Raw genomic sequence first — 24,903 nt, forward strand, 5'->3', positions numbered from 1 at the left:
GGCCTCCCACCGGGGGATCACAGCCGCCAGCGCGCACTGCGCTGCTTCATCCAGCGAAGCAGATCCCGCGCCGGCATCGGACGACCGAAGAGAAACCCCTGAACGCTGTATACCTCAAGGGAGCGCAGGTAACGTGCCTCGTCCGGGGTCTCTATCCCTTCGGCGACGGTCTCGAGACCGAAATTGTGCGCGAGCCACAGGATGGTGCGGGTGATCGCGGCGTTGGTCTCGTCCCGGTGCACGTCGGTGATGAATGCGCGGTCGATCTTGAGCGTGGTGATGGGCAGGCGATGGAGGTAGCTCAATGAGGAGTAGCCGGTACCGAAGTCGTCCACGGCGATGCTGACGCCGAGGCCCCTGAGATCGTTGAGCTTCTGGAGGTTCTCGTCAGAGATGTCGAACAGCGCCGTCTCCGTGAGCTCGAGCTCCAGGGACGGCGGCGGCAGCTGGTAATGCTCCAGGGTGTCGCGGATCGTTGCGGCAAACCCGGGGGCACGCACGTCCTCGGCGGAGACGTTCACCGCAACCCGCTCGATCCCCACCCCCTGCCGACGCCATTCGCTCATGGTCGCGCACACGTTCACAAGCATGCAGTGATCGATTCGGGGCATGAGGCCGCACGTCTCGGCAACGGCAAGGAACTCCCCGGGCGGGACCAGCTCCCCGCTGGGCAGACGCCATCGCACCAGCGCCTCGACCCCCAGTATCCTGCCCGTCTCCAGACACAGCTGGGGCTGGAACCACTGCTCGAACTCGCCTTTCTCCAGCGCCTCCAGCAGCCGTGCCTCCGTGCGCACGAACCGTAACGCCTCCTGCTGGACCTGGCGGGAGTAAAATACCGGCCCGACATCGTCGGTCTCCGAGAGGGCGCTGGTCGCCCGGTCGAGGACCGTCGCGGCATCCGCCCCGTCCTCCGGGTAAAGGCCGACGCCGACCCGCGGGGTAATGCGCACGCGCTCGTCACCGATCTCCACCGGCGATTCCGCGATCTGGCGGATTCTCCCGCACACCTCCAGCACCTCGTTCACCGTGGTGCCCGGGCGATGCAGCAGCCCCCATTCGTCCGTGGACAGCCGCGCCAGCGAGGCGGTATCACCCAGTAACGTCTGCAGGCGCCGGGAACAGGCGGTCACCGCCCGTTCAAGCGCATGGTGGCCGAAGGACTTGAGCACCCGGCCCAGGGGGATACGGATCACGGTCACCGGCAGCTGCCGGTTGAGCACCGACGCCTCACGTATGGCGGCGACCAGGCGGTCGAGGAACAGGCTCTTGTTCGGCAGCCCGGTCACACTGTCGTAGTTGACCAGGTAAGCCAGGTGATCGCGCTGGGCGATGGCCATGGAACGGGCGCGTAACAGCATGGCCACGCGCTCGCTGAACTCGCGGCGCTCGATCGGTGTGACGATGAACTCGTCGGCCACATCCCATAACGCCGCCAGCCGGCGATCCAGCTCGGAGCGCGAGAGCAGCAGCACGACCGGCAGGAAGGTCGGCGCCTCGCGCCGCTTCGCCTCCTGTAGCCGGCGGCGCCAGTGCCGGAATCCGCCGACGTCGGCGATGGCCAGATCGAAGCCGTCCTCAGGCAACCCGCACTTGCCCGGCTCGAGCACCGTGCAGTGATCCTGTAGGTGGCCCTCGAGAAGGCGCCGGTTGCCGGAGGCGCCGAGCAGGAGCAGAACGCGGTCGGCAGGCACGGTATCGTCCACCGTGTCCGTCGCCACCCCGCGCCACGCTACCCCGTGGAGATCATCATACCGGTAGTTCAAGCCCTGCCTCCCCGTCGTCCGACGGTGTGCAAGTGGTTACACTGCTTCATCCCGGACCTGCCAGATCGCGGACGATTCGCAACAGGGCCACCTTGGCGACGGGTTTCTGCACCACGGTGCGGGCACCGCTCGCAACGGCACGACCACCGAGAGAGAGTTCCTCGGGCGCGGAGAGCACCACGAAAGGCACCTCGTTCGCCTGGAGGACCGCGCACATGGACCAGACCGAGGGGCCGAAGCCCGAGACGTCCACGAGCGCGAGCGCCGGCATCGGCGGCGCCGCCACCGCATCCGCGAGCGCGGTCTCGTCGTCGATGCCGATACCGCGATAACCGAGGCCCACCAGCGCCTCGCGGATCACGGCGACGTTGCCCGGGCGCTTCATCACGAGAAGGACGTCCTTGCCCCTGTCCGTCATGACTAAGGGTTCCGCTGTCGCGCCTGCGCGGTCATGAGGCCGTCTCCCAGACCACGCAGCGGTTCCCCCCGACGGATGCTGCCCTCGTTCAGCTCGAAGGCGTAGAGCGTGTGGTCGAAATCGCTAAGCCGCTTCTTGAGCACGCTGATCGACTTGCACATCTCACCATCCAGCTCGACATAGCGCAGACAGATCACGTTATCGGCCAGATAGCTGATACTGCGCTCGGAGATGCTGCTCTGCCCGCTCATGGCCTCGATCTCGTTGATCAGCAGCACCGTCACTCCGACACGCGCCAGGGATTTTGCCAGCGCGTGCAGTCGCGCCTTGATGCCCTCGCCGTCCAGGGCCAGCTCGAAGCCGGCGATGCTGTCGAGCACCACCAGCTCCACACCCTCCTTGTCGACGTGTTCGCGCACACGCAGGGCGAACTCGTCGGCCAGGTAGCGCATCGGCTCGATCTGCTCAATGGTGAGCCGTCCTTTACGCGCAGGCTCACGCAACTCGATACCGAACCCCTCGGCACGCGTCAGGTACGAGGCCATCTCCTCCTCGAAGAGATAGATTCCGGCACGCATCCCACGGCGCAGCGCCTGCGCGACGAACAGCGAGGCAAAGGTCGACTTGCCGATACCGGACGGACCCGTGACGAGCGAAACCGTCCCGGCCTCCAGCCCGCCGCTGAGCATGTCGTCGAACGCCGCGATCCCCGTCGACCAGATCCCCCGCTGCTGCTCGGTGAGCTTGCTCTCGGGCGGACTCGGGCGCGGAAACACCTCCAGCCCACGTGCGCTCACGCGCATCTGATGAGGCCCTTCCCGGAACCCGGAACCGCGGAATTTGGTAACGCTCAGGGACGCGCCGATATCGTCACGGCCCAGCGCGATCACACCGTCGGCCATAAACTGGAGGTCGTCGTCGGGCAGGTCCCGGCTGCTCTCCGAGGAGAACAGTACGGTGGCGCCCCGGTCGCGCAGAAAGCGCAGGAACGAAAGCACCTGCTTTCGATACTGGAAAACGTCGCTGGAGAGAAACCGCAGCTGGGTGAGCGAGTCGACGAACACGCGTGTCGGCGTCTCGGCCTCCACCGCGGAGACCACGAGCTCCGCCAGCGGCTGCTGCTCGACGTCCGACGAGGTGAACACATCGTAGCCCTGCTGGCCGGTGAAGAATTCCTCGTCCGGGGCCAGGCTGAGAAACCGGATGCCGTCTACATCGATACCCACCGAGGCGGCATTCGTGCGCAGCTGGTCCTCGGCCTCCTGAAAGCCGATGAACAGTGCGTTGCCCTCATCCCCGGCCGCTGCGAGAAAATTCAGGCCGAGCGTGGTTTTGCCAAGGCCCGGCCCGCCACGCACCAGATACGCCGAGCGCGGCAGCAGCCCGCCGTCGAGGATGGTATCCAGCCCACCAATCCCGGTGGACAGTCGGTCTCCGTCTCCACGCATGCCCCCTCCTTGAACCTGCCCATCGCACAGCTTGCCTTACGATGCCGGCACCTGTTTTTCGCGCTTCCCGCACCTGCAAATTAGTTCAGCACACGAATAGTGCAAATCATTATCGGAAAAGGCACTTAACGCCGAACGACGGTTTTTTCTGCAACCAGTTCAGCAGCGCCCCACCGGCGGCGTTTGCCCCATGCGTTGATTTCCGGATAACGCTCGTCAAAAATCGTCGCGGGGACGTTCACTGCCGCTCGATCGGCGACACAGCAGGGGCATCGATGACGGAGACAGCGACCCAGGTGCTCATGGCCCGCCAGCCTATCTTCGACACCGGGGTGAACGTCGTCGCCTACGAGCTCCTCTACCGCAGTCCGGACGGCCGCGGCCCATGCGGCCTGGTCGACGGCGACCGGGCGACGAGCGAGGTCCTGATCAGCCGCTACACCAGCCTGCACTGGTCCGGCGGCAGCAGTGTCGTGCCCGCCTTCGTCAATCTGCCGCAGGACATGCTCGAGGCCGAGTCTCTGCCCGCCGTTCCCCCGGCGGAGCTGGTCATCGAGGTCCTCGAGGACGCCTCGCCCACACCGGCACTGATCACCGCCCTGAAACGCTACCGCGAGACCGGCTACCGCATCGCACTGGACGATTTCGCCCATGCAGGACACCTCGAGCCCCTGATCGCCCTGGCGGACGTCGTGAAGCTCGATGTGCAGGCGCTCGGCGAACGCGGGCTGGCCGAACAGGTCCGGCTGCTCGCACCCCACAACGTAACGCTGCTCGCCGAGAAGGTGGAGACGCGCGAGGAGTTCGAGCACTGCCGCACGCTCGGCTGCACGCTCTTCCAGGGGTACTTCCTGCGCCGTCCGGAGCTGCTCACCGGGCGTGTGCCCGAGAGCAACCGCATCGTCCTGCTACAGCTGCTGGCCGCATTCGCTGACCCGGACGTGTCCACCCGGCAACTGATCGAGCTCATCGAACGCGACCCGCCGCTGACCTATCGCCTGCTGCGCGTGCTCAATTCCTGCGCCCTGGGTGTGCGTCATCCGGTAAGCAGCCTCAAGGACGCGCTGGTGCTGCTCGGGCGCCGGGAGGTACACAAGTGGGTCGCCCTGCTGGTGCTCGGCGCCCGGGACGGCACGCCCACGGAGCTCGTGCGCCAGGCACTCACCGTCTCGCGTATGTCCGAGTTGCTGGCCGGACGCAGCGGCCGCGCCGATCCCGACCAGGCGTTCTTCGCGGGTCTGCTCCGCCACATGGACGCCCTGCTCGACATCCCGCGGGAGACACTGTTTGCCGAGATCGATATCGGAACGGAGATTCGGGAGGCACTGGAAGGCGGACACAACGACGTCGGCGACGTCCTGGGCAAGGTATGCCTGTTCGTCGACGGCCGCTGGACCGAGCTGCCGCGCGGGGACGACCCGGCGATGCTGCAGGGCTGCTACGCGGACAGCCTGGACTGGACCAACGAGACCATGCAGAGCATGTTTTCGGTGGCATCCGATCCGTAGTCGCCGTCACCGTCACGACCCATTGTGCACCACCCGGCGGGCCTTCCCCGGGCATCCACGCGGAACCGGGCGAAAACACGGCATGGGCCGGCTAGTCGCCCGGATGCCCCTCCCGGAACCGGGCCACTTCCCCCATCAGCCAGTCGATGAAACGAACCGCCAACGGCGGCGGCTCGCCGGCCGCCGGTGTGATCAGGCTATAGCCGAACGGCGAAGGGAATGCATAGCGCTCGCCGAACGGGCGCACCAGTACCCCGCTGTCCAGGCGGTCCGCCGCCACGACCCGTCCCACCAGCGCAACACCGCGGCCGGCGATGGCCTGGTCCAGGGCATGACTGAATAGGGAATAGTGCCACTGCACCGGGGCCGGCACCCCGGCGGCCCCGACGTGGTCCAGCCAGTGCCGCCAGGTGGGAATCGCCGGCTCGGTGCAGGAGACATGAATCAACGTGTGCGCCGCCAGGTCAGCCGGCTCCTGCAGCGGCGGACCACGCTCCAGCAACGCCGGCGAACACACCGGAAACATGGGGTCGGAGAGCAGCGGCCGGTCCTCCACGCCGGGCCATGGCCCGGTACCGTAGCGGATGGCGAGACGGGCACGGCCGTCGTCCCATTCCGGCTGCGTGAGCACCTCGCTTGCCTCCAGCGCGACCTCCTCCCCGCGGGCATCAAAGCCCGCCAGCCGGGGCAGCAGCCAGTGCTGCACGAACGAGGGTGGAGCGGAGATCGACAGGCCGGCGCGCGGCAAGCGCTGGGCCTCCCGGTAGGCCTCGGCGAGCCGGTCCAGCCCTGCCCCGGCACTCTCCGCGAGACGCCGGCCCGCCGCGTTGAGACGCACGCCGTGGGCGTTGCGCTCGAACACCGGAAAGGCCAGCCGGGACTCCAGCTCCTTGACCTGCCGGCTCACCGCACCGGCGGTGACGTGCAGCTCCGCAGCGGCCTGCTGGAAACTCTCATGGCGCGCGGCAACAACGAACGCACGCAACGCATTGAGTGGCAGGCGCTCGATCATAGGTTGAGTATTCCTGACCCTCGTGCGGTGAATATATCGTTCGTCCGGCCGTCGGGCCAGTGCTAGCCTTCCCCGGACAATGGTCGAACCCAACAGAGGAGAATCGGCATCGTGGCGGAGCAGGCTGGCGGAGGTGTCGCGATAAGGCAGGGACTGGACGGTCAGGCCATCGCGCTGATGACGGTCTTCTGCATCGCCCTGGGTCTGCAGCAGGTCGCCATCAAGGCCGTGGCCGGGGACGTCGCGCCCCTCGCCCAGATTGCGCTGCGCTCAACCGCTGCCATGGTTCTGGTATGGATTCTCGCCCGCCTGCGCGGCCTGACACTGTTCGATCCCTCGCGCTTTGGCCCCGGCGTGCTGGTAGGGCTCGGCTTCACCAGCGAATTCGCCTTCGTCGCGATCGGACTGAACTACACGCTGGCCTCGCACATGGTCGTCTTTCTCTATACTGCGCCGGTGTTCGCGGCACTCGGACTGCACCTGCTCGTTCCCGGCGAACAACTCGCGCCGCGCCACTGGCTCGCGGTCGCGCTCGCCTTCATCGGCCTGGTCATCGCGATAGCACCTACTGCCTCCGACGGCGACGGCACGAGCGCCATCGCCTTCGGCGACTTCCTCGGGGTCCTCGCCGGGCTCTGCTGGGCCGCCACGACCCTCGTGGTCCGCCGCAGCGGGCTCTCCGAGGCGCCGGCGCTACAGACGCTGTTCTACCAGCTCCTGACCGCCGCCACACTGCTTATCCCCGCGGCCTGGATCGCCGGCGACCTCGCCGGGGCACGCCTGACCGGCGAAGCCATGGCGAGCCTGGGCTACCAGACGCTCATCGTCTCCTTCGCCGCCCTGCTCATGTGGTTCGCCCTGCTGCGGCGCTACCTCGCCTCCCGGCTCGGCGTGCTCTCCTTCCTCTCGCCCCTGTTCGGCGTGGCCTTTGGCGCGCTGCTGCTCGGCGAACCGCTGAGCATGAACTTCATGGTCGGCGGCGCGGCGATCCTCGCCGGCGTGGTCTGCATCAACCTGTAGGCGGCCCCCCATCGCCTGTATCGAGCGCGGCATCCAGCGCCCGCAGAAAGCGCTCGACCACCGGCGAATGGGCCGGCACGGCACGCCGGACACACCACAGGGGGCGTCGCAGCGAGAGCTCCGGCACGTCGACGAAGCGCACCCCGCCCCGGACACTCGCCTGGGCCGCGGCCAGCCGGCTCACACAGGCCAGCCCCGCGCCGGACGCCACCGCACGCACGATCGCGCCGCTGTCGTCCATCACCAGGCCACCCCGGGGCACCGGGTGCCCGGCAAGTGCCAGGCTCTGCTCGAACACCGCCCGGGTCCCGGACCCGGGCTCGCGCACGACCCAGGGATGCTCGGCCAGCGTCGCCGCCGACAGCCCCTCCACCGGATAGTCGGCCGGCGCGATCACCTGCAGCGCATCGGTACGCCAGGCGGAGACGTCGACATCGTCCCGCTGGGCCGGTCCCTCGATGAAACCCACGTCCGCCTCCAGTGCAGCGACGCGCGCCTCCACCGCCGCGCTGTTGCCCGAGAGCACCGTAATCCGCAGGCCCGGGTGCTGCTGGCCGAGCCGTGCCAGCGCGGCGGGCAGAACGTAGCGGGCAATGGTGTTGGAGGCGGCAACCTGCACCTCCCCGCTCAGCTCTGCCGCGGCATCCCCCGGCGCGAGCTGCGCGGGGACGTCCTCCAGCGCCGCCATCGGGGCCGCCACGAGTTCCAGCAGCTGACGCGCCGCCGCCGTGGGCACGATCTCCCGGCCGCGACGCTCGAACAGCGTGATCCCGAGGGCGTCGGCGAGCTCGTGCACGGCCTGGCTGACCGCCGCCTGACTGAGGTGCAGCGTCGACGCCGCACGCTTGACCTGGCCGGTGCGCACGACCGTCGCGAATATCTCGAGCTGGCGCAGGGTGAAGCGGTTCATCGGCACAACAATTCGGCGTCACCTAAGTTATAAATAAATAATAATCGATTTTGCGAAATGATTCCCGCCGGTACCGTCTCGCCATCCTTTACCGACGGAGACTGGACATGCCCGCCGACACCACTACCGCCCGCCGGCCGTCCCCGGCGCTGGATCGCTTTGCCGCCGTCGCCCCGGGGCTCGCCCTGTGCGCCGTGCTCGCCGGCCTGTCCTACGCCATCGCCGCCTGGCCGGCGCTCAACCAGGCCGTCCCCCTGAGCGCGTTGACCGTGGGCATCCTCGCCGGTGTGCTCGTGCGCCTGTGCGTGCCGATCCCGGCGTCCATGGAACCCGGGATCCGCTGGACGCTGCACTACGTGCTGCGCACCGGCATCGTACTGCTGGGCTTCCGGCTGGTGCTGCAGGACATGCTCTCGGTCGGCATGGGCGGGCTCGCACTGGTGGTGCTCGCGGTGGGCAGCACCCTGACCCTGGCGGTGGTGCTCGGACGGGCGCTCCGGCTGCCGGACACCCTGAGCGTGCTCGTCGGCTCCGGCACCGGGATCTGCGGCGCCTCCGCCGTGGTGGCGGTGGACGGCGTGGTCCGCGGCCGGGAGGAGGATGTCGCCTGCGCCATTGCCATCGTCACCGTCTTCGGCACCATCGCGATGTTCCTATACCCGGCCCTGGCGCCGTCGCTGGGGCTCAACGAGGCCACGTACTCCGCCTGGGCCGGCAGCTCCATCCACGAGGTCGCCCAGGTCGTGGCCGCCGGCTTCGCCTTCAACGACCAGGCCGGCGTCGACGCGAGCCTGTACAAGCTCTCCCGCGTCGCCATGCTGGCCCCGGCCTGCGCCGCCCTGGCGATATGGTGGCGCCGCCGGGAGCGGGACACGACGAAGGACACCACCACGGCCCGGCGCGCGCCGGTACCGCTGTTCGTCGCCCTGTTCGTCGTGATGGTGGGCGTGAACTCCTTCGCCCCGGTTCCCGCACAGCTCCATGACACCCTCGTGACCGTCGACTCCGGCCTGCTCGCCGCCGCCATGGTCGCCATGGGCCTGCACACCCGGCTGGTGGCCGTCGCGCGTCTCGGCTGGCGGCCCCTCGCCCTGGGCCTGGCCATGGCGATATGGATCAGCCTGCTGGCACTGGCAGGTGCCGTGCTCACAACCGGGTGAGACCACCGGAATGGCAATAAAGGCCGCATGACCATGCGGTCTTTGAATTCCGTCACTTAAGTGCTGAATCCCCGGGGGAGCGGAGGTTCGCGACGCTCGCCCTCGCGGCATTAGGATCGCGATCACGGAAGGAGGGAAATGGCGTCCCCAACGGGATTCGAACCCGTGTCGCCACCTTGAAAGGGTGGTGTCCTAGGCCGGCTAGACGATGGGGACGCTGCCGTGCAAGCGGGCGAAATACTAGGCGGGCGACCCCACGGTGTCAAGCGACGCCGGACCGCAGTGCCCGGCGCTGTCGAGGGGTGCGACCTGCCCCACGGAAACGCCCCGTTGCCCTGCTACACTCGTCGCCGCAATACCGCGACAGAGGACCACCATGCAGGACGCTGACAGTCTCCTCCAGGAAAACGGCGACATCGCCGCACGTCTCGACCTGGCGTGTTACCTGCTGCGGTGCACGAGCAATGTCGTCATCGTCACCCTGGACGGCGAACTGACCGCCAGCGGAGTGGCTGCCCAGCTGGCCCGGGCCCTTGCCGGCGGGAGTGAAACAGCGGCCGCGATCATCGACGTGACGACGGCGCACAACAACGACCACCTGGCCGAACGCCTGCTCCTCGACCCGGGCACGGACCCGGGGGAACCGGCAGCGGCGGATCAGCTCTCGCGCCGGCTCAGGAGCCGTAATCTCTCCCTGGCCGTGGTCGTGGAGGATGCGCACGGGCTCTCGGCACGCATCCTCCAGTCCCTGCTCACCCTGAGCCGACTCGTCAGCCAGCGCGACGCGAACATGCCCATCGCCCTGCTCTGTCCCGAGGCGGAGGCGGACCGGCTGGAGGTCCTCGCCCAGGAGGCCGGACGGGCGGCGGACCAGATCCAGCGCATCCGCCTGGCGCCGCCGGAATCAGAAGCAACCGCAGCCGCGGCAGCACCCGTGACGCGGCGCCGCCGTATTCATCCCGTCTGGCTCGCGCCGCCGCTCGGCGCGGTGGCGGTCGCCGTCCTCACCTACGCACTCCTCGCCGGCGGACCGGACACCGGGGACACCAGGACCACCTCGCTCGATATCGAGCCGGAGCCGGCGTCCAACACCGCGAGCGCAACGGTCGCGGACGACTCAACTACCGACGGAGACCAGGGCTCCGCCGATCCGGTAGCCGGCGCCGATACGAAGCGCGTCGACGTCCCCGACACGGGTGACACGCCGCCCTCGGTGAGCCTCCCGCCGGAGATCGCCGCGGGCAGCGCCCTGCTCAACCGGCCCATCCCGGCGCTGCCCGACGCACTGATTGAGACGATCGAACGCAACGAGACCGACACAACCGACAACGGCGAGGGGGAGACCGCCACCGAAATCGCGAGCGCGGACGCCGCCGCACCGCCAGCCAGCGGCGCGGGTTCGAGTGACGGCGAGACCGGGACGTCCGCAGGTGAGCCCACGCCGGCCGCCGAGGAGAACGGGACACCGGAGACGCAGACCGCCTCCACCGACACGGCGGCAGAGCCCGCGCCGGAGACGGCGAAGGAAGAGCCTGACGAGGAGGCACCCGCCGAGCAGCCCCGGACAGGCGAGGACTGGCTGGCCAGCCGCGACGGCGGACGCTACACGCTGCAGCTCATCGCCGGACGGAAGAAGCAGACCACCGCGAACTTCCTGGACGCCCACCCGGAGGTCCGCGACTCGGCCCGGGTGGTCACGGTGAGCGGCGACAACGGCACGTGGCATCTCGTACTGCTCGGCGACTACCCTTCCCGATCGGCGGCGATGCGGGACGTCCCCGCAAGCATCGGGGCCGACAACGTCTATCCCCGGCGCTTCTCGTCAGTGCGCAACTGAGCGCCCACGACGGACGCCATGACCAGACAGGGACGTCGCGCACGGCCTAACCTGCTTCGCAGCCACGAGCAGGTCGGTTGCCAGGGGCAGCCGACCCACGGACGTGCCACGCCCCTCTCCCCCTGCGGGAGAGGGGCCGGGCGAGAGGGGGTCTCCCAGGGCCGACGGGTCTTGTGAACCCCGTGCCCGTGAACGGCCGGTGCGGTAGGTTGACTGCTCCTGGCAGCCAACATCCCGTCCCGCGTGCGCGGGCAACATCGGCAGCCTTGAGCGGCCGGCCTTATAACCCTGATGTCCGCGCGTTCCTCCAGCGTCTAAGCAGGCGGGGCGAAGCCAGCATGGCCGCGTTGGGGCGGCCATGCGCAAGCCCGTCCACATATGTTCCGGCGTCATCAGGGACAGACCCTCTATACTCCGCAAATCGCCTGATCCGCGAGACAGTCCCTACCTGAACGTCGGGATCACGAGCAGGCCGATTGCCCGCAGGCAACCGACTTCATGTAACGGCCTTACCGGCCACCCCCGCGGGTCGGGCGCTGAAGGCGCGCGACCCCGCCGAGCGGTTTACGGGAAACGTCGCACGCGGCCTGAACCGCCGTGCACGACCCCGCCGGATACACCGTCCCGGGCACCATGACGGCCCGCTGCCTCGCCATCCTGAATGAAGGGGAAAGGTAATGATTCCGGAGGTCCAAAACAAAACGGGCGGATCCGAGGATCCGCCCGTCTTAAAGTAGAAACGCCCTGAGGTTCAGGGCGTAACCACCGGTTTTGTTTGGTGGAGCCAGGCGGGATCGAACCGCCGACCTCCTGCATGCCATGCAGGCGCTCTCCCAGCTGAGCTATGGCCCCGTGCGTTGGAGTGCGTATCCTATCGACCGGCCCGGGGGTCGTCAACCCTCCTGGGGCTGATCGACCACATTCTCCGCGATCCACGCCTCCGCGGCCTCGATACGGCGCAGCGTGGCCTCGCGACCGAGCAGGGCCAGGGTCTCGTCGATCGGCGGCGAGACGGGGCCGCCGGAGACCGCGACGCGCAGGGGCTGCGCCACCTTGCCGAGCTTGAGCTCCTGGCCCTCCGCCACCCCGCTGACCGTCTCGTGGATCGCCTCGGTCTGCCACTGACCGAGCCCGGACAGGGCCTCGCGCAACGCCGCGAGGACGGGTGCCGCCCCGGCCTTGAGGTTCTTGCGTGCCGCCTTCTCGTCGTAGCCCTCCGGCTCACGGAAGAAGAACAGGCTGTTCTGCGCCATCTCCCGCAGGGTCTTTGTACGCTCGGCCTGCGCACTGACCAGGGCCTCCAGCGACGGTCCCCCGGCCGGATCGACACCCATCTCGCCCAGGTGCCAGGCCAGGTGGCGTGCCACGTGGGCCGGGTCGCCGGTCTTCATGTAGTGCTGGTTCAGCCACTGGAGCTTGGAGCTGTTGAGGCTGGAAGCGGAGTGGTTGATGTCGTCGATGTCGAAGAGCTGGATGAGCTCATCCAGGGTGAAGATCTCCTGGTCCCCGTGGGACCATCCCAGCCGCGCGAGATAGTTCAGCACCGCCTCGGGCAGGTAGCCCTGATCGCGGTAGTCCATGACGCTCGCCGCGCCGGTGCGCTTGGACAGCTTCTTGCCGTCCTCGTCCAGGATCATCGGCACGTGGGCGTACACCGGCGGCTCCACGCCCAGGGCCTGGAGGATGTTCACCTGGCGCGCGGTATTGTTGACGTGGTCGTCGCCGCGGATGACATGGCTGATGCCCATGTCCATGTCGTCCACCACCACGACGAAGTTGTACGTCGGCGAGCCGTCGGCACGGGCGATGATGAGGTCGTCGAGCTCGCGGTTGGCGAACACGATGCGGCCCTTCACCCGGTCGTTGACCACCGTCTCCCCCTCCAGCGGGGTCCGGAAACGGATCACCGGGTCTCCACTCGCGTCCGCCGGCGGCTCGGTGAGGTGACGGCAGCGCCCGTCGTAGCGGGGCTTCTCCTTGCGCGCCATCTGCGCCTCGCGCAGCGACTCCAGCCGCTCGCGGGAGCAGTAGCAGCGATACGCCCTGCCCTCCTCCAGGAGGCGGTCGATCACCTCCGCGTAGCGGTCGAAGCGCTCGGTCTGGTAGAACGGCCCCTCGTCGTAGTCGAGTCCGAGCCAGGCCATGCCCTCGAGGATCGCATTGATCGCCTCGGGGGTGGAGCGCTCACGGTCGGTATCCTCGATGCGCAGCACGAAGTGGCCGCCGTGCCGCCGGGCATACAGCCAGGAGAACAGCGCCGTGCGTGCACCACCGATATGGAGATAGCCGGTGGGACTGGGGGCGAAACGGGTCTTTACGGTCATGTGCGCCTTCCGGAAAAGGGGGTTCGAACTCGGGCCCGCTCGGCAGGGCCCGCCGCCGCTGAAAGGCCCGTTATGCTAGCAACTCACGGAGCAAAGGCGAAGCGCGAACGCGCACCCGAGCGTTGACAGCGCGGCGGCGGCCGAAGTACTCTACGCCCCGCGCTTTCGGGCGGTTAGCTCAGCGGGAGAGCACTGCCTTCACACGGCAGGGGTCGCTGGTTCGAACCCAGCACCGCCCACCAGAATATCAAGGGCTTGGGAATCAACACCCAAGCCCTTTTTTATTGCCCGCTCTCACCGGAGACGCGGGGCGCCTACTCGGGGCCGGCCGCAGACGGCACAGGGCTGCGGCTCCGTGGTGACAGGATAAGCTCCGGCGACACCTCTTCCCATCGGCCGGGGCCGCTACCCGGACACCGGCATGCGACGACAATGCGGCTACCGGTGAAAACGTCATCCCCGCCGCGGCGCCCCCGAGCGCACAGCGGGACGAGGCCTACCTGTCTCACGTCACGGGTAAAACCACCAACTCGCCGGCCCAGAACCTCCACGACCCGGATTCCTCCGCGCCACCATCCCCGGGCGCACCGTCAGTCCCCCGGTTTCGACCCTTCGCGGCATTGCCTTCCCGTTACCCCGGCATACGGACGGATAAGCGCAACGGCCTGTCGCGATTTCCGATAAGCTGTCATGCACGCCACAGGGACGTCGCCGTGGGCCCTTCCGCCGCACACTTGGCGAAGGGCCGCCGGCACCGGACCGGCACGGGCAGGCCAGCCGCTGAGCCGTGACGCAAACAGGCCCGGAAGCGGGCAACAGGGGGAGGCCACTGGAGGGCAGCCAATGCCAGCTGGGTCCGCCGGCCAGAACGTGAACCGGCATCACCTCGTATGGAGTGGCATCTCCCTCGTGCTGTTCCTGGCTGCCCTGGCGGCACTGCATCATCTGCTTGCCGAGGTCCGGATTCGGGACATAGGTGCCGCCCTCAAGAACGTGCGACCGCTTCTTCTCGGCATGGCGCTGGCAGCGACAGTGGCCTCTTACTGCGTCCTCACGGTGTACGAGGTGCTGTCTCTCCATTACGTACGAAAGCCCCTGCCGTACCGGCAGCTCGCGGTCACGGCCTTTATCAGCTACGCATTCAGCCACAATATCGGGCTACCATTGCTCACCGGAGGCTCGATCCGCTACCGGATCTACTCCGCTGCCGGCCTTTCGGGGGCCGAAATCGCGACCGTCACGGGCTTCTCCACGCTCACCTTCGGCCTGGGTGCGATACTCCTCCTGGCCGTGGCGCTCACGTTCGAACCAGCCACCCTTGCGCAGATCCTGCCCCTCCCTGCGGCCGTGGCCCGGCTGGCAGGCATCACCCTGCTCGGCGTCACCGTGTCTTACACGCTCTGGACCGCGCTGCGCCGATCACCGATACGACTGCACCGTTGGCAACTGGCTGTACCCGCCGTGCCGGTCACCCTTACCCAGTTCGCCCTTGGGGTGCTGGACATCGGGTTCGCCGCAACCGCCCTCTACATACTCCTCCCTGCTGACGCCACCCCGACCCTGCCCGCTTTCGTCGGGATATATACCGGCGCGATGGTGATCGCCATCCTCAGCCACAGCCCCGGCGGCGTGGGTGTGTTCGAGGCACTGATGCTGATCGCGCTGCCCGACGGCGACAGCGCCGCCGTCGTGGCCGCATTGCTGGTGTACCGGGTCATTTACTACCTGCTGCCTTTCGCGTTGGCGGCGATCCTGTTGGCTAGCCGGGAAGTCACGCTGCGCTGGCCGCGTGCGGCGGAGCGCCCGTCATGGCCACTCGGTGCAATCGACGCACTGGTACCTCCGGTCATGGCGGCCGCCGTATTTCTTGGTGGACTGGTTCTCCTCATATCCTCGGCAACACCGACGCTCGGTGGCCGGCTGGCAATGCTCCGGGACGTGCTGCCCCTGCCCTTCGTCGAGGCGTCCCACCTGCTGAGCAGTATCGTCGGCCTGTGGCTGCTGCTTCTCGCACACGGCCTTCTCCGGCGGCTCGATTCCGCCTGGCAGCTCACGGTGCTGCTGCTCACCGCCGCGATCCCGTTCTCGCTACTAAAGGGTCTCGACTGGGAGGAGGCGCTGATTGCGGGCGTGGTCCTGACATGCCTGGTGATGGCCCGAAGCGCGTTTTTCCGCAAAGGCTCCCTGACCGGACACGCCTACACCCGGGGCTGGCTGGCCCTGGTACTGGGCGCGATCGCCCTCACGGGCTTCGTCAGTGTCCTCGCGCTGCGCCACGTCCCTTACGAGGACTCGCTTTGGTGGCAATTCGCCTTTCACGCGGACGCCTCGCGCATACTCCGCACTCAGCTGGTCGTGGTGGTCCTGACCAGCACCTGGGTCCTGCGCGAGCTGATACGCCCCGCACCACCCTTTGATACCGGGAAGGTCGGGGAGACAGCAGATGTCGCCCGGCTGGTGGCCTCTGCCACGCGAACCGGCGCGGCCCTGGCCCTGACCGGAGACAAGCGCTTTCTTCTAAACCCGGATCGCAACGCCTTCATCATGTACCGGATACAGGGGCGCAGCTGGATCTCACTCGGCGATCCCGTCGGCCCTGACTCGGCATGGCCCGATATCGTCTGGCGATTCCGGGAACTGTGTGACCTCCACGCTGGCAGACCCGTGTTCTACCAGGTGCCGCCGACAACCCTGCCCCTGTACCTCGACCTCGGCCTCGCACCGCTCAAGCTCGGCGAAGAGGCCCGTGTCGACCTCGCGGACTTCTCCCTCCAGGGGCACCGACGCAGCGATCTGCGACACTCCGCGCGGCGGGCGGAACGCGAGGGTGCCGAGTTCGCGATCGCGCCCCGCGGGACAATTGACGAGCGCCTGATCGGGGAAATGGGCGAGGTCTCCCGCCAATGGCTGGACCGCCGCGGGACACGGGAGAAGGGGTTTTCGCTGGGCCACTTCTCGCCCGCCTATCTCCGGCTATTCGACTGCGCCACGGTCCGGCGCAACGGGCGGCTGGTCGCCTTTGCCAACCTGCTGACGGCCCCGGCGGGCGGGGAACTGTCCGTCGACCTGATGCGTCACGGCGACGACGCCCCATATGGCGTCATGGACTACCTGTTTACGCACCTGATGCTATGGGGTCAGGAAGCGGGCTACCGGTGGTTCAACCTCGGAATGGCCCCTTTGTCCGGCCTCGACGATCAGTCCCTCGGCCCGACCTGGCAACGGCTGGGCACGCTGCTGTTCGAGCATGGGGAGCATTTCTACAACTTCCGCGGGCTGCGCCGCTACAAGGAAAAGTATGCACCGGTCTGGGAACCACGCTACCTGATCGCCCCCAGCGGCCTGGCGTTACCCCGGGCGCTGATCGACGTGGCGACGCTGATCGCCGGAGGCAACCGCGGGCTGGTCCTGCGATAGCCAGTGCGGATGCCGGAACGGCCGGAACCGTTCAGGCGGATGCCAGCTCGCGCAGCAGCGCCAATACCACCCGGACCTTCTTTCCCGGTCCGGACCCCCGGGTCACGCGTCCGGCGATGATTCCAGCGGTAATGACGCGCCGGCAACCGATGTCCGGGCACGTCCGCCGTCCCGACATGCCGCGAACGTCGACGAACCCCGTCCACGCGGCTGCTCCGGGGGTCGCAGGCCGTGTGCCGTGGCTATTGCCGGAAACCCCGCCCGCGCCGGCGCTCGTGTTACACGCCCCTCCCGGGAGACTAAGCTAGCCTTAGGAGTCGTTAGGGCAGGGCGAGCGACATGGACAGGAAGGCCCGGATCAATGCTGTCTACGTGGCGATCGCGGTGTTTCTGCTGCTCGCGTTCCAGAGCTGGTGGAATGCCTATCGCCTGGTGGAAACCGTCCCCTACAGCGAATTCGAAACGCTCCTCAAGGACGGCCGCATAAGCGAAGTGAGGGTGCACCAGGACTACCTGGAAGGCCGTTTGAAGAGCCCGACACCTGACGGGCACACATTCGTCGCAACCACCCGCGTGGAGCCGGCCATGGCGGCGCAGTTGCAGCGCTACGGGGTCAGCTTCAGCGGGGTGGTTGAGAGCACCTTCCTGCGGGACCTGCTCTCCTGGGTCGTTCCGGCACTTGTATTCGTCGCGATCTGGATGTTTTTCATCCGGCGCATGGCCGAAAAGCAGGGCCTTGGCGGTCTGACATCCGTCGGCAGATCCCGGGCCAAAATCTACGTCGAGACGGATACCCGTGTGACTTTCGCCGACGTGGCCGGTGTCGACGAGGCCAAGGCGGAGCTCGCGGAGGTGGTCAACTTCCTGAGCGATCCCGCGTCCTACGGACGGCTCGGCGCCCACGTCCCCAAAGGCGTTCTGCTCGTGGGGCCGCCGGGCACCGGCAAGACGCTACTGGCACGGGCGGTGGCCGGCGAGGCCGGGGTGCCGTTCTACTCCATATCGGGCTCCGAGTTCGTGGAGATGTTCGTGGGCGTGGGTGCCGCGCGGGTACGCGACCTCTTCGAGCAGGCCCGCAAGACGGCGCCGTGCATCATCTTCATCGACGAGCTGGATGCGCTCGGCCGGGCCCGGGGGCTTTCCCCCGTTGGCGGGCACGACGAGAAGGAGCAGACCCTCAATCAGCTTCTCACCGAGCTGGACGGCTTCGATCCGAGCCAGGGCATCGTACTGCTCGCCGCGACCAACCGCCCGGAGATCCTGGATCCCGCACTCCTGCGCGCCGGACGCTTCGACCGGCAGGTCCTGGTCGACCGCCCCGATCGAACCGGCCGCCTCGCCATCCTCAGGGTACACGCAGCGAGGATCCGGTTGGCGGAAAACGTGCGTCTGGAGGACGTTGCCGCATTGACCCCCGGTTTCACCGGCGCCGACCTCGCCAACCTGGTGAACGAAGCGGCCATCCTGGCCACACGCCGGGGCGGCGACGCGGTGACCGGCGACGACTTCAGTAACGGTGTCGAGCGCATCGTGGCCGGACTGGAGAAGCGCAGCCGGCTGCTCAATGCCCTCGAACGACGGGTCGTCGCCTACCACGAAATGGGCCACGCGCTGGTCGCCGCATCGCTGCCGGGCATGGACCCGGTGCACAAGGTCTCGATCATTCCCCGCGGCATCGGGGCGCTCGGCTACACCATCCAGCGCCCCACCGAGGACCGCTTCCTCATGACGCGCACGGAACTGCGCGACAAGATGGCAGTGCTGCTCGGTGGCCGCGCGTGCGAGGCGCTCGTGTTCGGGGAGATATCCACCGGCGCCTCCGACGATCTGGACAAGGCGACGGATATCGCCCGCAACATGGTCACCCGCTACGGGATGTCCACGAAAGCGGGTCAGATGGTCTACGAACCCCGCCGGACGAGCTTTCTCGGCGACGCGGGCACCGGCTCCCCGGCGCCGGAGTACAGCGAGGCGAGCGCGCACGTGATCGACACCGAGGTACGCGCACTGGTGGACGAGGCGTTCGAACGGGCGACGGACATACTCACCCGCCGGCGCCAGGAGCTGGAACGGGGTGCGGCGCTGCTGCTGGAACGGGAAACCCTGACAGCGGACGAATTCCCGCCACTCCAGGGCTCCGCTACGGCGCAGACACCGGCCTCGGGCACCGCGACACCCCGGTGAATACCTTCAGGACGCCGCCCCGGCGACGCCCGGCGCCTCCCGCAGCGCCAGGGAGATCGTCAGCCGCGTGGTTCGTCGCAGGATGTCCAGTTGCAGGATGCCGTCGGGCACCGCGCCGCTCAGCACCCGGAAGAGCGCGTCCATCCCGGGGGTGGCGGTCCCGTCGGCGGCGAGAATATAGTCACCCGTACGCAGCCCTGCTCCCGCTGCCGGCCCGCCGGCGGTCACTTCCGCCACCTCGACCGCCGAATCCGCGGGAAGCCCCAGCGTACGTACCAGGCGCCGGTCCAGCCGACGGACACGCCCGGCAATACCGAGGTGGGCACGGCGCACGCGCCCGAACGCCAGGATCTGGGCGAGGACGACCCGGGCCGTCGTGGCGGGAATGGCGAAACCGATGGCCTGCGCCGGTGCGACGATCGCCGTATTGATGCCTATCAGCCGGCCGTGACTGTCGAGCAGTGCCCCGCCGGAGTTGCCCGGATTCAGCGGCGCCGTGTGCTGTATGACGTTGTCGATAAGCCGCCCGTCCACGCCGCGCAGGACCCGGCCGAGGGCGCTGATCACACCGGTGGAGACGCTGGCGTCATAACCGTAGGGGTTGCCGATGGCGATGGCGAGCTGGCCGGGCTTTAGCGGCGGTGTCTCCTCCAGCGCCAGACAGGGCATCCGTCCGCCACGGGTCCATACCACCGCCAGGTCCGTGGACGGGTCGTTCCCGATGACATCCCCCGTTCGCGTGGCGCCATCATTCATACGCACTTCCACCGCCCTGGCACCGGTCACCACATGACTGTTGGTGAGAACGTGCCCATCGGGTGTCAGCACCACGCCGGAGCCACTGCCGGACACCGCGCCGCCATCACGCCCGCCCGTTACGGCAAGGCTCACCACCGCCGGTGCGACCGCGTCCACGACCGCGGTGACGGCACGGGAGTATGCGTCGAGCAACACCGCATCGGCGCGGCACCCGACGTCCTCACCGCCGCCGCGACTGCACCGCGGGGCGTCGTTTACAGGGACCGGCCAACGGTCGGGCATGGAGAACCTCCGGGACGGAACGGGTAATACATGGGGGCGGGATGCGGCATGCGCTGCGCCACTCGTCGGCCCGGCGACGTTCGCGTTGACCGCCGTCAATCGCCCCGTCCCCCCGGTCTCCGATATTCGATGCAGATGCCGGGGCAGAGCTCGACGGCGTGTTGCCACCGCCCCAAGCAGGAGGATGCGCGATGACAGTGTCACTCTGGCCTTCGGCCCGCGCGCATCACTGGATCCTGTCCGTCGGGAGCGCCGCCCTCCTCGTACTCGCGGTACCCGCCTCGGCGGAACACGCACTCGACGAGCAGAACACGATCGATATAGTGCGCCGGTTCGGTCCGAGCGTGGTGGCGGTGACGGTCACGATCGAAGGCCAACCGGTGGATCCTCTGCAGAACGTGCCACCGGAGCTGCGGCCCTTCTTCCCGCGTTTCGGCGTGCCCGGCGGGACGGACGAACCCGGAACCTACACCGAGCGGGCAGCGGGGAGCGGGTTCGTCGCGACCGATGAGGGCCTGCTGGTGACGAATTTCCACGTCGTGAGCGAGGCCCTGGAGCCGGGGAAGGTCACGCTCAGACAAGGCGCGACAATAACGGTGCGCTTTCCCGGTGACGAACTGGACCGGCCCGTGACGGTGCTTGGCGCCGACCAGTCCTACGACCTCGCGCTATTGCGTCTGCAGGACCCCGAGAGCCGTCCGGCGAACGCCATCGCGATACCTGTCGGCGACTCTGACACCGTCGAGGTGGGCCAGAAGGCCATCGCGATCGGCAACCCCTTCGGCCTCCAGTCCACGGTGACCAGTGGCATCGTCTCCGCGGTGAACCGTCGCGCGCCGAGCGCCGGCAGCGGTATTCCGATCGACTTCGTGCAGACTGACGCCGCAGTGAATCCCGGCAACTCCGGCGGGCCACTGCTTGACTCTTCGGGCAGGCTGATTGGCGTCAACGACGCCATTCTCGCGCCCAATGGGACCTTCGTCGGCGTCGGCCTCGCGATCCCGAGCAACCTCCTGAAGATCCGCCTCGCCGACCTGCAGGCCGGCGGCTACCTCGCAAAGGCACAGCTCGGGGTCCAGGTCCTGGATATGGCCGCCTATCCCGCGGAAGTTCGAACGCTGCTAAAACTGCCGGAAAACGGGGTGATGATCGTCTCCGTCGCCGAAAACGGCCCGGCGGAGAGTGCCGGTCTGCATGGTGCCGAATACACGCTGACCGCCTCGGGACAACAGTGGCCGGCGGGTGGCGACATCGTCATCGAGGCGGACGGCACCCGTATCGCCAGCGGCGGTGATCTCCAGGACGTGGTCCTCGCGACAAAGAAGGACCAGACCGTGCGGCTGGTCTACCTGCGGGACGGACAGCGACGCCAGGCTACCGTGCGGCCGGACATCCTTGTCCCTGCGGACGACTGAGGCGCCGGGGCTGAGGCGCCCGGCCGGTATCGCGGCCGGCCCCCCCGGAACGGCACGGGAGGATCGACGGCATTGCCCGGGCGGAGGGAGACATCGCCATGACCGATATTCGTGCCTCCGCGACGCGGTCCCCCACCGGGGACGACGCGACGGGAGACAACGACCTCGCAGCATTTGCGTTGCTTCCGGCGTTCCGACGACGGCAGTTCCAGCCGGACCAGGAGGTCATCCGGGAGGGCGATCCGGCACCCCACGCCTACGCCCTCGTCAGCGGCTGGGCGTTCTCCTACAGGCTGCTGGCCGACGGCACCCGCCAGGTACTCGCGTTCCACATTCCCGGGGATATGCCGGGCCTTGCCGACGCGCTGCTCGGCCGCTCCAGCGCCGGGTGCAAGGCCGCGACGCCGATCGTGGCGAACAGTCTTCCGGCGTACCAGCTCCGCGCCGCTCTGACTCACGACCCGGGCCTCGCCGCCCCGGTACTGCGGGCATTGTCGCGCGAGGCGGTCGCCGCGCAAGAACGCATGGTGGACCTGGGGCGCCGCAGCGCCGTGGCCCGCACCGTCCACATGCTGCTGGAGCTGGGAGAACGGCTGCAACGCGCAGGAATGGCCGTGGGAAACGGCTATGCGTGTCCGATATCGCAGATCCTCCTGGCCGACGCCCTGGGATTGAGCGCCATCCACCTGAACCGCGTGCTGCGGCGGCTACGCGAGGACGGTGTGCTCCGGTTTCGCGCCGGCCACGTCGTGTTCGACGATCCCGCCCGGGCCCGCCGTCTGGCGCTGTCCAGCCGCCAGGACACGCCTGAACCGTATCCGGGTCGACCCCGGCACTCCACTCTGCCGGGTCCCTGACCTTCCCGGGGACGCACGGCGCCAGCGCCGCCCCCGGGCGGCGCCGGATCACGCGAGCGCCGGAGACCGGAGGCGTCGCACAGCCGCGGTAACCGACGGTGCCTGTTTACGACTCGTCGTCCATTCCGGACCCGCCGCCCTTGTGAGAGCCCTCGCCCGTCTCACGCATAAGCGACTGGCGTGCCTTGGCTACTTCGTCCCGGCAGGTCTTCTCCTCATTCGCCTCCATCGCCTTTTGTGCCGCGTCGTAGTGACTCTGGACAGCGTTCCTGTGCATCCCCTCCGGCATGACATCCAGGCGCTTGTTGAGCATCTTCAGATCATCGGCACAGCCCATGGATTCCCCGGCAAGCGCGACGCCACTCATCATGGTCACCGTGGTCACGGCAGCGAGGGTCAGGGCGATTGCGTAACGACTCTTCATGATGTCGAACCTCACGACTATCACGGACAAACATCCAACCCACGGTTGGCAGAACAACGCTATGCCTCTTCCGCGGACTTGGCATTAGCCCAGGTTAATCGGACGGATACACCGTCCTGAAACCCGTTAAAGTCCCCCCGCGAGATGCAGCCCGGATCCCGGGGGCGGCAGACGGGACCTGACCGCAGCGCCTTATCCGGAGCAGCTGGAGCGGATCCAATCCTGTATGGGCCGTTTCAGGGGGACGCAGCCGGCGACCATGGAGACGTTCAATGCCCTGCACGCCGCCGGCGGCTACGACGGTGCGCTCAGCGCCAGGCACAAGGACTCATCGCGCTGGCCATCCCGGCCAGCGACGGCTGGATCTCGTTCCACACCCACGATTCGGTGAAGGCCGGGGCGTCGCCGGAGGGGCTCGCGGAGGCCCTGAGCGTTGCGGACCTCATGGGGGGCGGACCGGCGATGCTCTACGCGACCCGCGTGCCCATGATGGAGGCGATGGCGTAGTGTCGGTCCACCGGAGGCTGAGCCGGCGTCCACAAACGGAACACGGAAGAAGACGGGGCCGCCGGACGGCGACCCCGCTGCAGATAAGACCGTCGGCCGGGCCCGCAACCCGGAGACGGACGTGCCGCCAGCCCTGCCCGCGCACGGCCCCCGGGCCGTCCCGACGGGTCAGTCCGCCTCGACCCCCTCGCGGGTGATGCCCTCGGCGATGGTCGAGCGGCGCACGCGCAGGCTGCCGGCGCCGTCGTCCTCCTGGACGGCCTCGATGCCGGTGTCCTCGCCGTCGTCGTTGCCGGCGGTGGTGGCGTGCGAGACGGTGGCGAACAGGCTGCCCGCGCTCTCTTCCTCCAGGACGATGCCGTTGCCGCCGTTGCCCACGGCCCTCACGCGATCCAGCATCCCGGTCACGCCGCCGGCGTCCTCCTCGGAGAGCTTGAAGCCGTCGTCGTGATTGCCGCTGGCGTCGGTCGCGATGAAACGCACCCGGGCGTCGCCGTCGCCGCCCTCGTCGAAGTCCACGCCCTCGTCGAGGTTGCCGCGCACGATCGAGCCGTTCATGGTCGCCGTCAGCGAACCCTCGCCGGCCTCGTCGAAGTCGATGCCGTCGTCCAGGTCGATCCCGAACTCGTAGGCCGCGACGCTGCCGGACGCGTATGTCGAGACCTCGCGCTCGAAGCAGCTGTCGTCCAGCGTGCCGGTCACGACGGGTGGGACGTCGTCCCCGACGGTCGCGCCGTCGGCCTCGTTGAACTCGCGCTCCGCCGGCTCCGGCAGGTGACCGGCCAGCAGCCCAGGGTCGCAGTAGCCGCCGTTGTCACGGAACTCGCTGGCGTTGACCTCGGCATAGACATCGCCGCTGTCGCCCTCATCGAGCTCGAGCCCGTCGGCACCGATATTGGTGAACGAGGAATCGTCGACGAACAGGTAGATGCCGCCTGGACCGCGGTCGTCCACGCGCACGCCGTCGGCGTCGAAGCCGCCGTAGCCCACATGGTCGACGCGCACGCCGTTGAGCGTGAGGGAGACCGAGGCGTCCGAGCCCTGGCCGCCGCCCCCGCTGCCGGCGCCGCAGTCGTCGGCGAGGCTGCAGTCGGATATGTGCACCCCGTGCCCCGCGACACCGGCCACGGAGACCCGGTCCAGCTCGACGCTGACCATGCCGGTCTGATCGTCGCGCACGTCGACGAAGATGCCCTTGCCGGCCTCGCCGTCGATGTCGCCGCGGTTCTCGATGCTGTAGTCCCCGCGGCCCTCGAACGCGAGGTCGGAGACGGTGAGATCGGCGCCCTCGGTCACCGCGAGCAGGGTGACGTTGCGCCCGGTGCGCACCGTCTGCCCGCTGCCCTCGAGGGTCAGCGCCGCGCGTGCCGAGTAGGTGAGCGGGCTCTCGATAGTGACGGTGGTCACCGACGGCGCGATGAACACGTGGCTCGCCTGCTGACGCTCGAGGGCGTCGCGCAGCGAGCCCTTGCCGGAGTCGTTGCCGTTGGTCACGAGGGCGGTCCCGTCGGCCGCCGCCGTCGCGGGGGAGAGGATGGCGCCGGCGAGCACCAGCGCTGCCGCCAGCGCGCCGCCGTTGCGGATTGCCGTTTTCATTCCGTTCTGCTCCTGTGTACGCCATGGTGCAAAGGCACCGGTGACCATGGCAGAACGGT

At 68.2% G+C, this 24,903-nt stretch carries 18 protein-coding genes and 3 tRNA genes; 10 read left to right on the plus strand and 11 right to left on the minus strand.

Annotated features, from left to right (window positions below):
* Positions 1 to 17 precede the first annotated feature (17 nt).
* Genes C516_RS0104435 through C516_RS0104445 form a run of 3 tightly spaced genes read right to left on the minus strand, consistent with a single transcriptional unit; the run spans position 18 to position 3,632 of the window.
* A complete protein-coding gene (locus C516_RS0104435; RefSeq protein ID WP_018717165.1) occupies positions 18 to 1,766 on the minus strand; it encodes a putative bifunctional diguanylate cyclase/phosphodiesterase in 1,749 nt (582 codons plus the stop codon).
* Between the two features lie 46 nt (positions 1,767 to 1,812).
* The gene (locus C516_RS0104440; RefSeq protein ID WP_018717166.1) at positions 1,813 to 2,184 is read right to left on the minus strand and encodes an ANTAR domain-containing protein; all 372 of its coding nucleotides are present in this window, start codon (positions 2,182 to 2,184) and stop codon (positions 1,813 to 1,815) included.
* A 2-nt stretch (positions 2,185 to 2,186) separates the two neighbouring features.
* Positions 2,187 to 3,632 (minus strand): ATPase domain-containing protein, encoded by a 1,446-nt coding sequence (locus C516_RS0104445; RefSeq protein ID WP_018717167.1) that lies wholly within the window; start codon positions 3,630 to 3,632, stop codon positions 2,187 to 2,189.
* A gap of 275 nt (positions 3,633 to 3,907) precedes the next feature.
* Between C516_RS0104445 and C516_RS0104450 the strand changes: the two genes are divergently transcribed.
* Positions 3,908 to 5,140, plus strand: a complete 1,233-nt coding sequence (locus tag C516_RS0104450; protein WP_026320940.1) for an EAL and HDOD domain-containing protein — start codon at positions 3,908 to 3,910, stop codon at positions 5,138 to 5,140.
* Positions 5,141 to 5,231: 91 nt separating this feature from the next.
* Here the strand turns inward: C516_RS0104450 and C516_RS0104455 are convergent, their stop codons facing one another.
* Positions 5,232 to 6,152, minus strand: coding sequence for a LysR substrate-binding domain-containing protein (locus C516_RS0104455; RefSeq protein WP_018717169.1), 921 nt, complete (start codon positions 6,150 to 6,152; stop codon positions 5,232 to 5,234).
* A gap of 111 nt (positions 6,153 to 6,263) precedes the next feature.
* Between C516_RS0104455 and C516_RS0104460 the strand changes: the two genes are divergently transcribed.
* Positions 6,264 to 7,172 carry a DMT family transporter gene (locus C516_RS0104460; RefSeq protein WP_018717170.1) on the plus strand — a complete coding sequence of 303 codons (909 nt, stop codon included), beginning with the start codon at positions 6,264 to 6,266 and terminating at the stop codon, positions 7,170 to 7,172.
* On the opposite strand, the gene C516_RS0104465 is transcribed toward C516_RS0104460, so the two are convergent.
* Complete coding sequence (locus C516_RS0104465; protein ID WP_018717171.1) at positions 7,162 to 8,082, minus strand: LysR family transcriptional regulator; 921 nt, start codon at positions 8,080 to 8,082, stop codon at positions 7,162 to 7,164. The genes C516_RS0104460 and C516_RS0104465 overlap by 11 nt on opposite strands.
* A gap of 107 nt (positions 8,083 to 8,189) precedes the next feature.
* On the opposite strand from C516_RS0104465, the gene C516_RS0104470 reads away from it, so the two are divergent.
* A complete protein-coding gene (locus tag C516_RS0104470) occupies positions 8,190 to 9,242 on the plus strand; it encodes a YeiH family protein (protein ID WP_018717172.1) in 1,053 nt (350 codons plus the stop codon).
* Between the two features lie 139 nt (positions 9,243 to 9,381).
* On the opposite strand, the gene C516_RS0104475 is transcribed toward C516_RS0104470, so the two are convergent.
* A tRNA-Glu gene (locus C516_RS0104475) sits at positions 9,382 to 9,458 on the minus strand.
* A gap of 160 nt (positions 9,459 to 9,618) precedes the next feature.
* Here C516_RS0104475 and C516_RS0104480 point away from each other — a divergent pair.
* The gene (locus C516_RS0104480; protein WP_020608223.1) at positions 9,619 to 11,079 is read left to right on the plus strand and encodes an SPOR domain-containing protein; all 1,461 of its coding nucleotides are present in this window, start codon (positions 9,619 to 9,621) and stop codon (positions 11,077 to 11,079) included.
* 776 nt (positions 11,080 to 11,855) lie between these two features.
* Here the strand turns inward: C516_RS0104480 and C516_RS0104485 are convergent.
* A tRNA-Ala gene (locus tag C516_RS0104485) sits at positions 11,856 to 11,931 on the minus strand.
* 41 nt (positions 11,932 to 11,972) lie between these two features.
* The gene (gene gltX, locus C516_RS0104490; protein ID WP_018717173.1) at positions 11,973 to 13,403 is read right to left on the minus strand and encodes a glutamate--tRNA ligase; all 1,431 of its coding nucleotides are present in this window, start codon (positions 13,401 to 13,403) and stop codon (positions 11,973 to 11,975) included.
* Positions 13,404 to 13,570: 167 nt separating this feature from the next.
* Between gltX and C516_RS0104495 the strand changes: the two genes are divergently transcribed.
* The 3 genes from C516_RS0104495 to ftsH all read left to right on the plus strand — a co-directional run bounded on the left by C516_RS0104495 (position 13,571) and on the right by ftsH (position 19,004).
* Positions 13,571 to 13,645: transfer RNA gene (locus C516_RS0104495), tRNA-Val, on the plus strand.
* Positions 13,646 to 14,246: 601 nt separating this feature from the next.
* The gene (gene mprF, locus C516_RS0104500; RefSeq protein WP_018717174.1) at positions 14,247 to 16,820 is read left to right on the plus strand and encodes a bifunctional lysylphosphatidylglycerol flippase/synthetase MprF; all 2,574 of its coding nucleotides are present in this window, start codon (positions 14,247 to 14,249) and stop codon (positions 16,818 to 16,820) included.
* A gap of 339 nt (positions 16,821 to 17,159) precedes the next feature.
* On the plus strand, positions 17,160 to 19,004 hold the full coding sequence (ftsH, locus tag C516_RS18550; protein ID WP_018717175.1) for an ATP-dependent zinc metalloprotease FtsH: 1,845 nt from the start codon (positions 17,160 to 17,162) through the stop codon (positions 19,002 to 19,004).
* 6 nt (positions 19,005 to 19,010) lie between these two features.
* Here ftsH and C516_RS18555 read toward each other — a convergent pair whose 3' ends face one another.
* Positions 19,011 to 20,045, minus strand: a complete 1,035-nt coding sequence (locus tag C516_RS18555) for a S1C family serine protease (protein WP_018717176.1) — start codon at positions 20,043 to 20,045, stop codon at positions 19,011 to 19,013.
* A gap of 191 nt (positions 20,046 to 20,236) precedes the next feature.
* On the opposite strand from C516_RS18555, the gene C516_RS0104515 reads away from it, so the two are divergent.
* Positions 20,237 to 21,460: a S1C family serine protease gene (locus tag C516_RS0104515; protein ID WP_018717177.1), complete on the plus strand. Its 1,224-nt coding sequence runs from the start codon at positions 20,237 to 20,239 to the stop codon at positions 21,458 to 21,460.
* A 98-nt stretch (positions 21,461 to 21,558) separates the two neighbouring features.
* The gene (locus C516_RS18560) at positions 21,559 to 22,317 is read left to right on the plus strand and encodes a Crp/Fnr family transcriptional regulator (protein ID WP_018717178.1); all 759 of its coding nucleotides are present in this window, start codon (positions 21,559 to 21,561) and stop codon (positions 22,315 to 22,317) included.
* A 106-nt stretch (positions 22,318 to 22,423) separates the two neighbouring features.
* Here C516_RS18560 and C516_RS0104525 read toward each other — a convergent pair whose 3' ends face one another.
* The gene (locus C516_RS0104525) at positions 22,424 to 22,741 is read right to left on the minus strand and encodes a hypothetical protein (RefSeq protein ID WP_156831116.1); all 318 of its coding nucleotides are present in this window, start codon (positions 22,739 to 22,741) and stop codon (positions 22,424 to 22,426) included.
* Between the two features lie 144 nt (positions 22,742 to 22,885).
* Here C516_RS0104525 and C516_RS21605 point away from each other — a divergent pair, with 144 nt between their 5' ends.
* Positions 22,886 to 23,248: a carboxymuconolactone decarboxylase family protein gene (locus tag C516_RS21605; RefSeq protein ID WP_084594076.1), complete on the plus strand. Its 363-nt coding sequence runs from the start codon at positions 22,886 to 22,888 to the stop codon at positions 23,246 to 23,248.
* A 168-nt stretch (positions 23,249 to 23,416) separates the two neighbouring features.
* Here the strand turns inward: C516_RS21605 and C516_RS0104535 are convergent, their stop codons facing one another.
* Positions 23,417 to 24,844: a hypothetical protein gene (locus tag C516_RS0104535; RefSeq protein WP_018717181.1), complete on the minus strand. Its 1,428-nt coding sequence runs from the start codon at positions 24,842 to 24,844 to the stop codon at positions 23,417 to 23,419.
* Positions 24,845 to 24,903 lie beyond the last annotated feature (59 nt).

The sequence above is a fragment of the Arhodomonas aquaeolei DSM 8974 genome (genome assembly GCF_000374645.1).
GTDB classification, from domain to species: Bacteria; Pseudomonadota; Gammaproteobacteria; order Nitrococcales; family Nitrococcaceae; genus Arhodomonas; species Arhodomonas aquaeolei.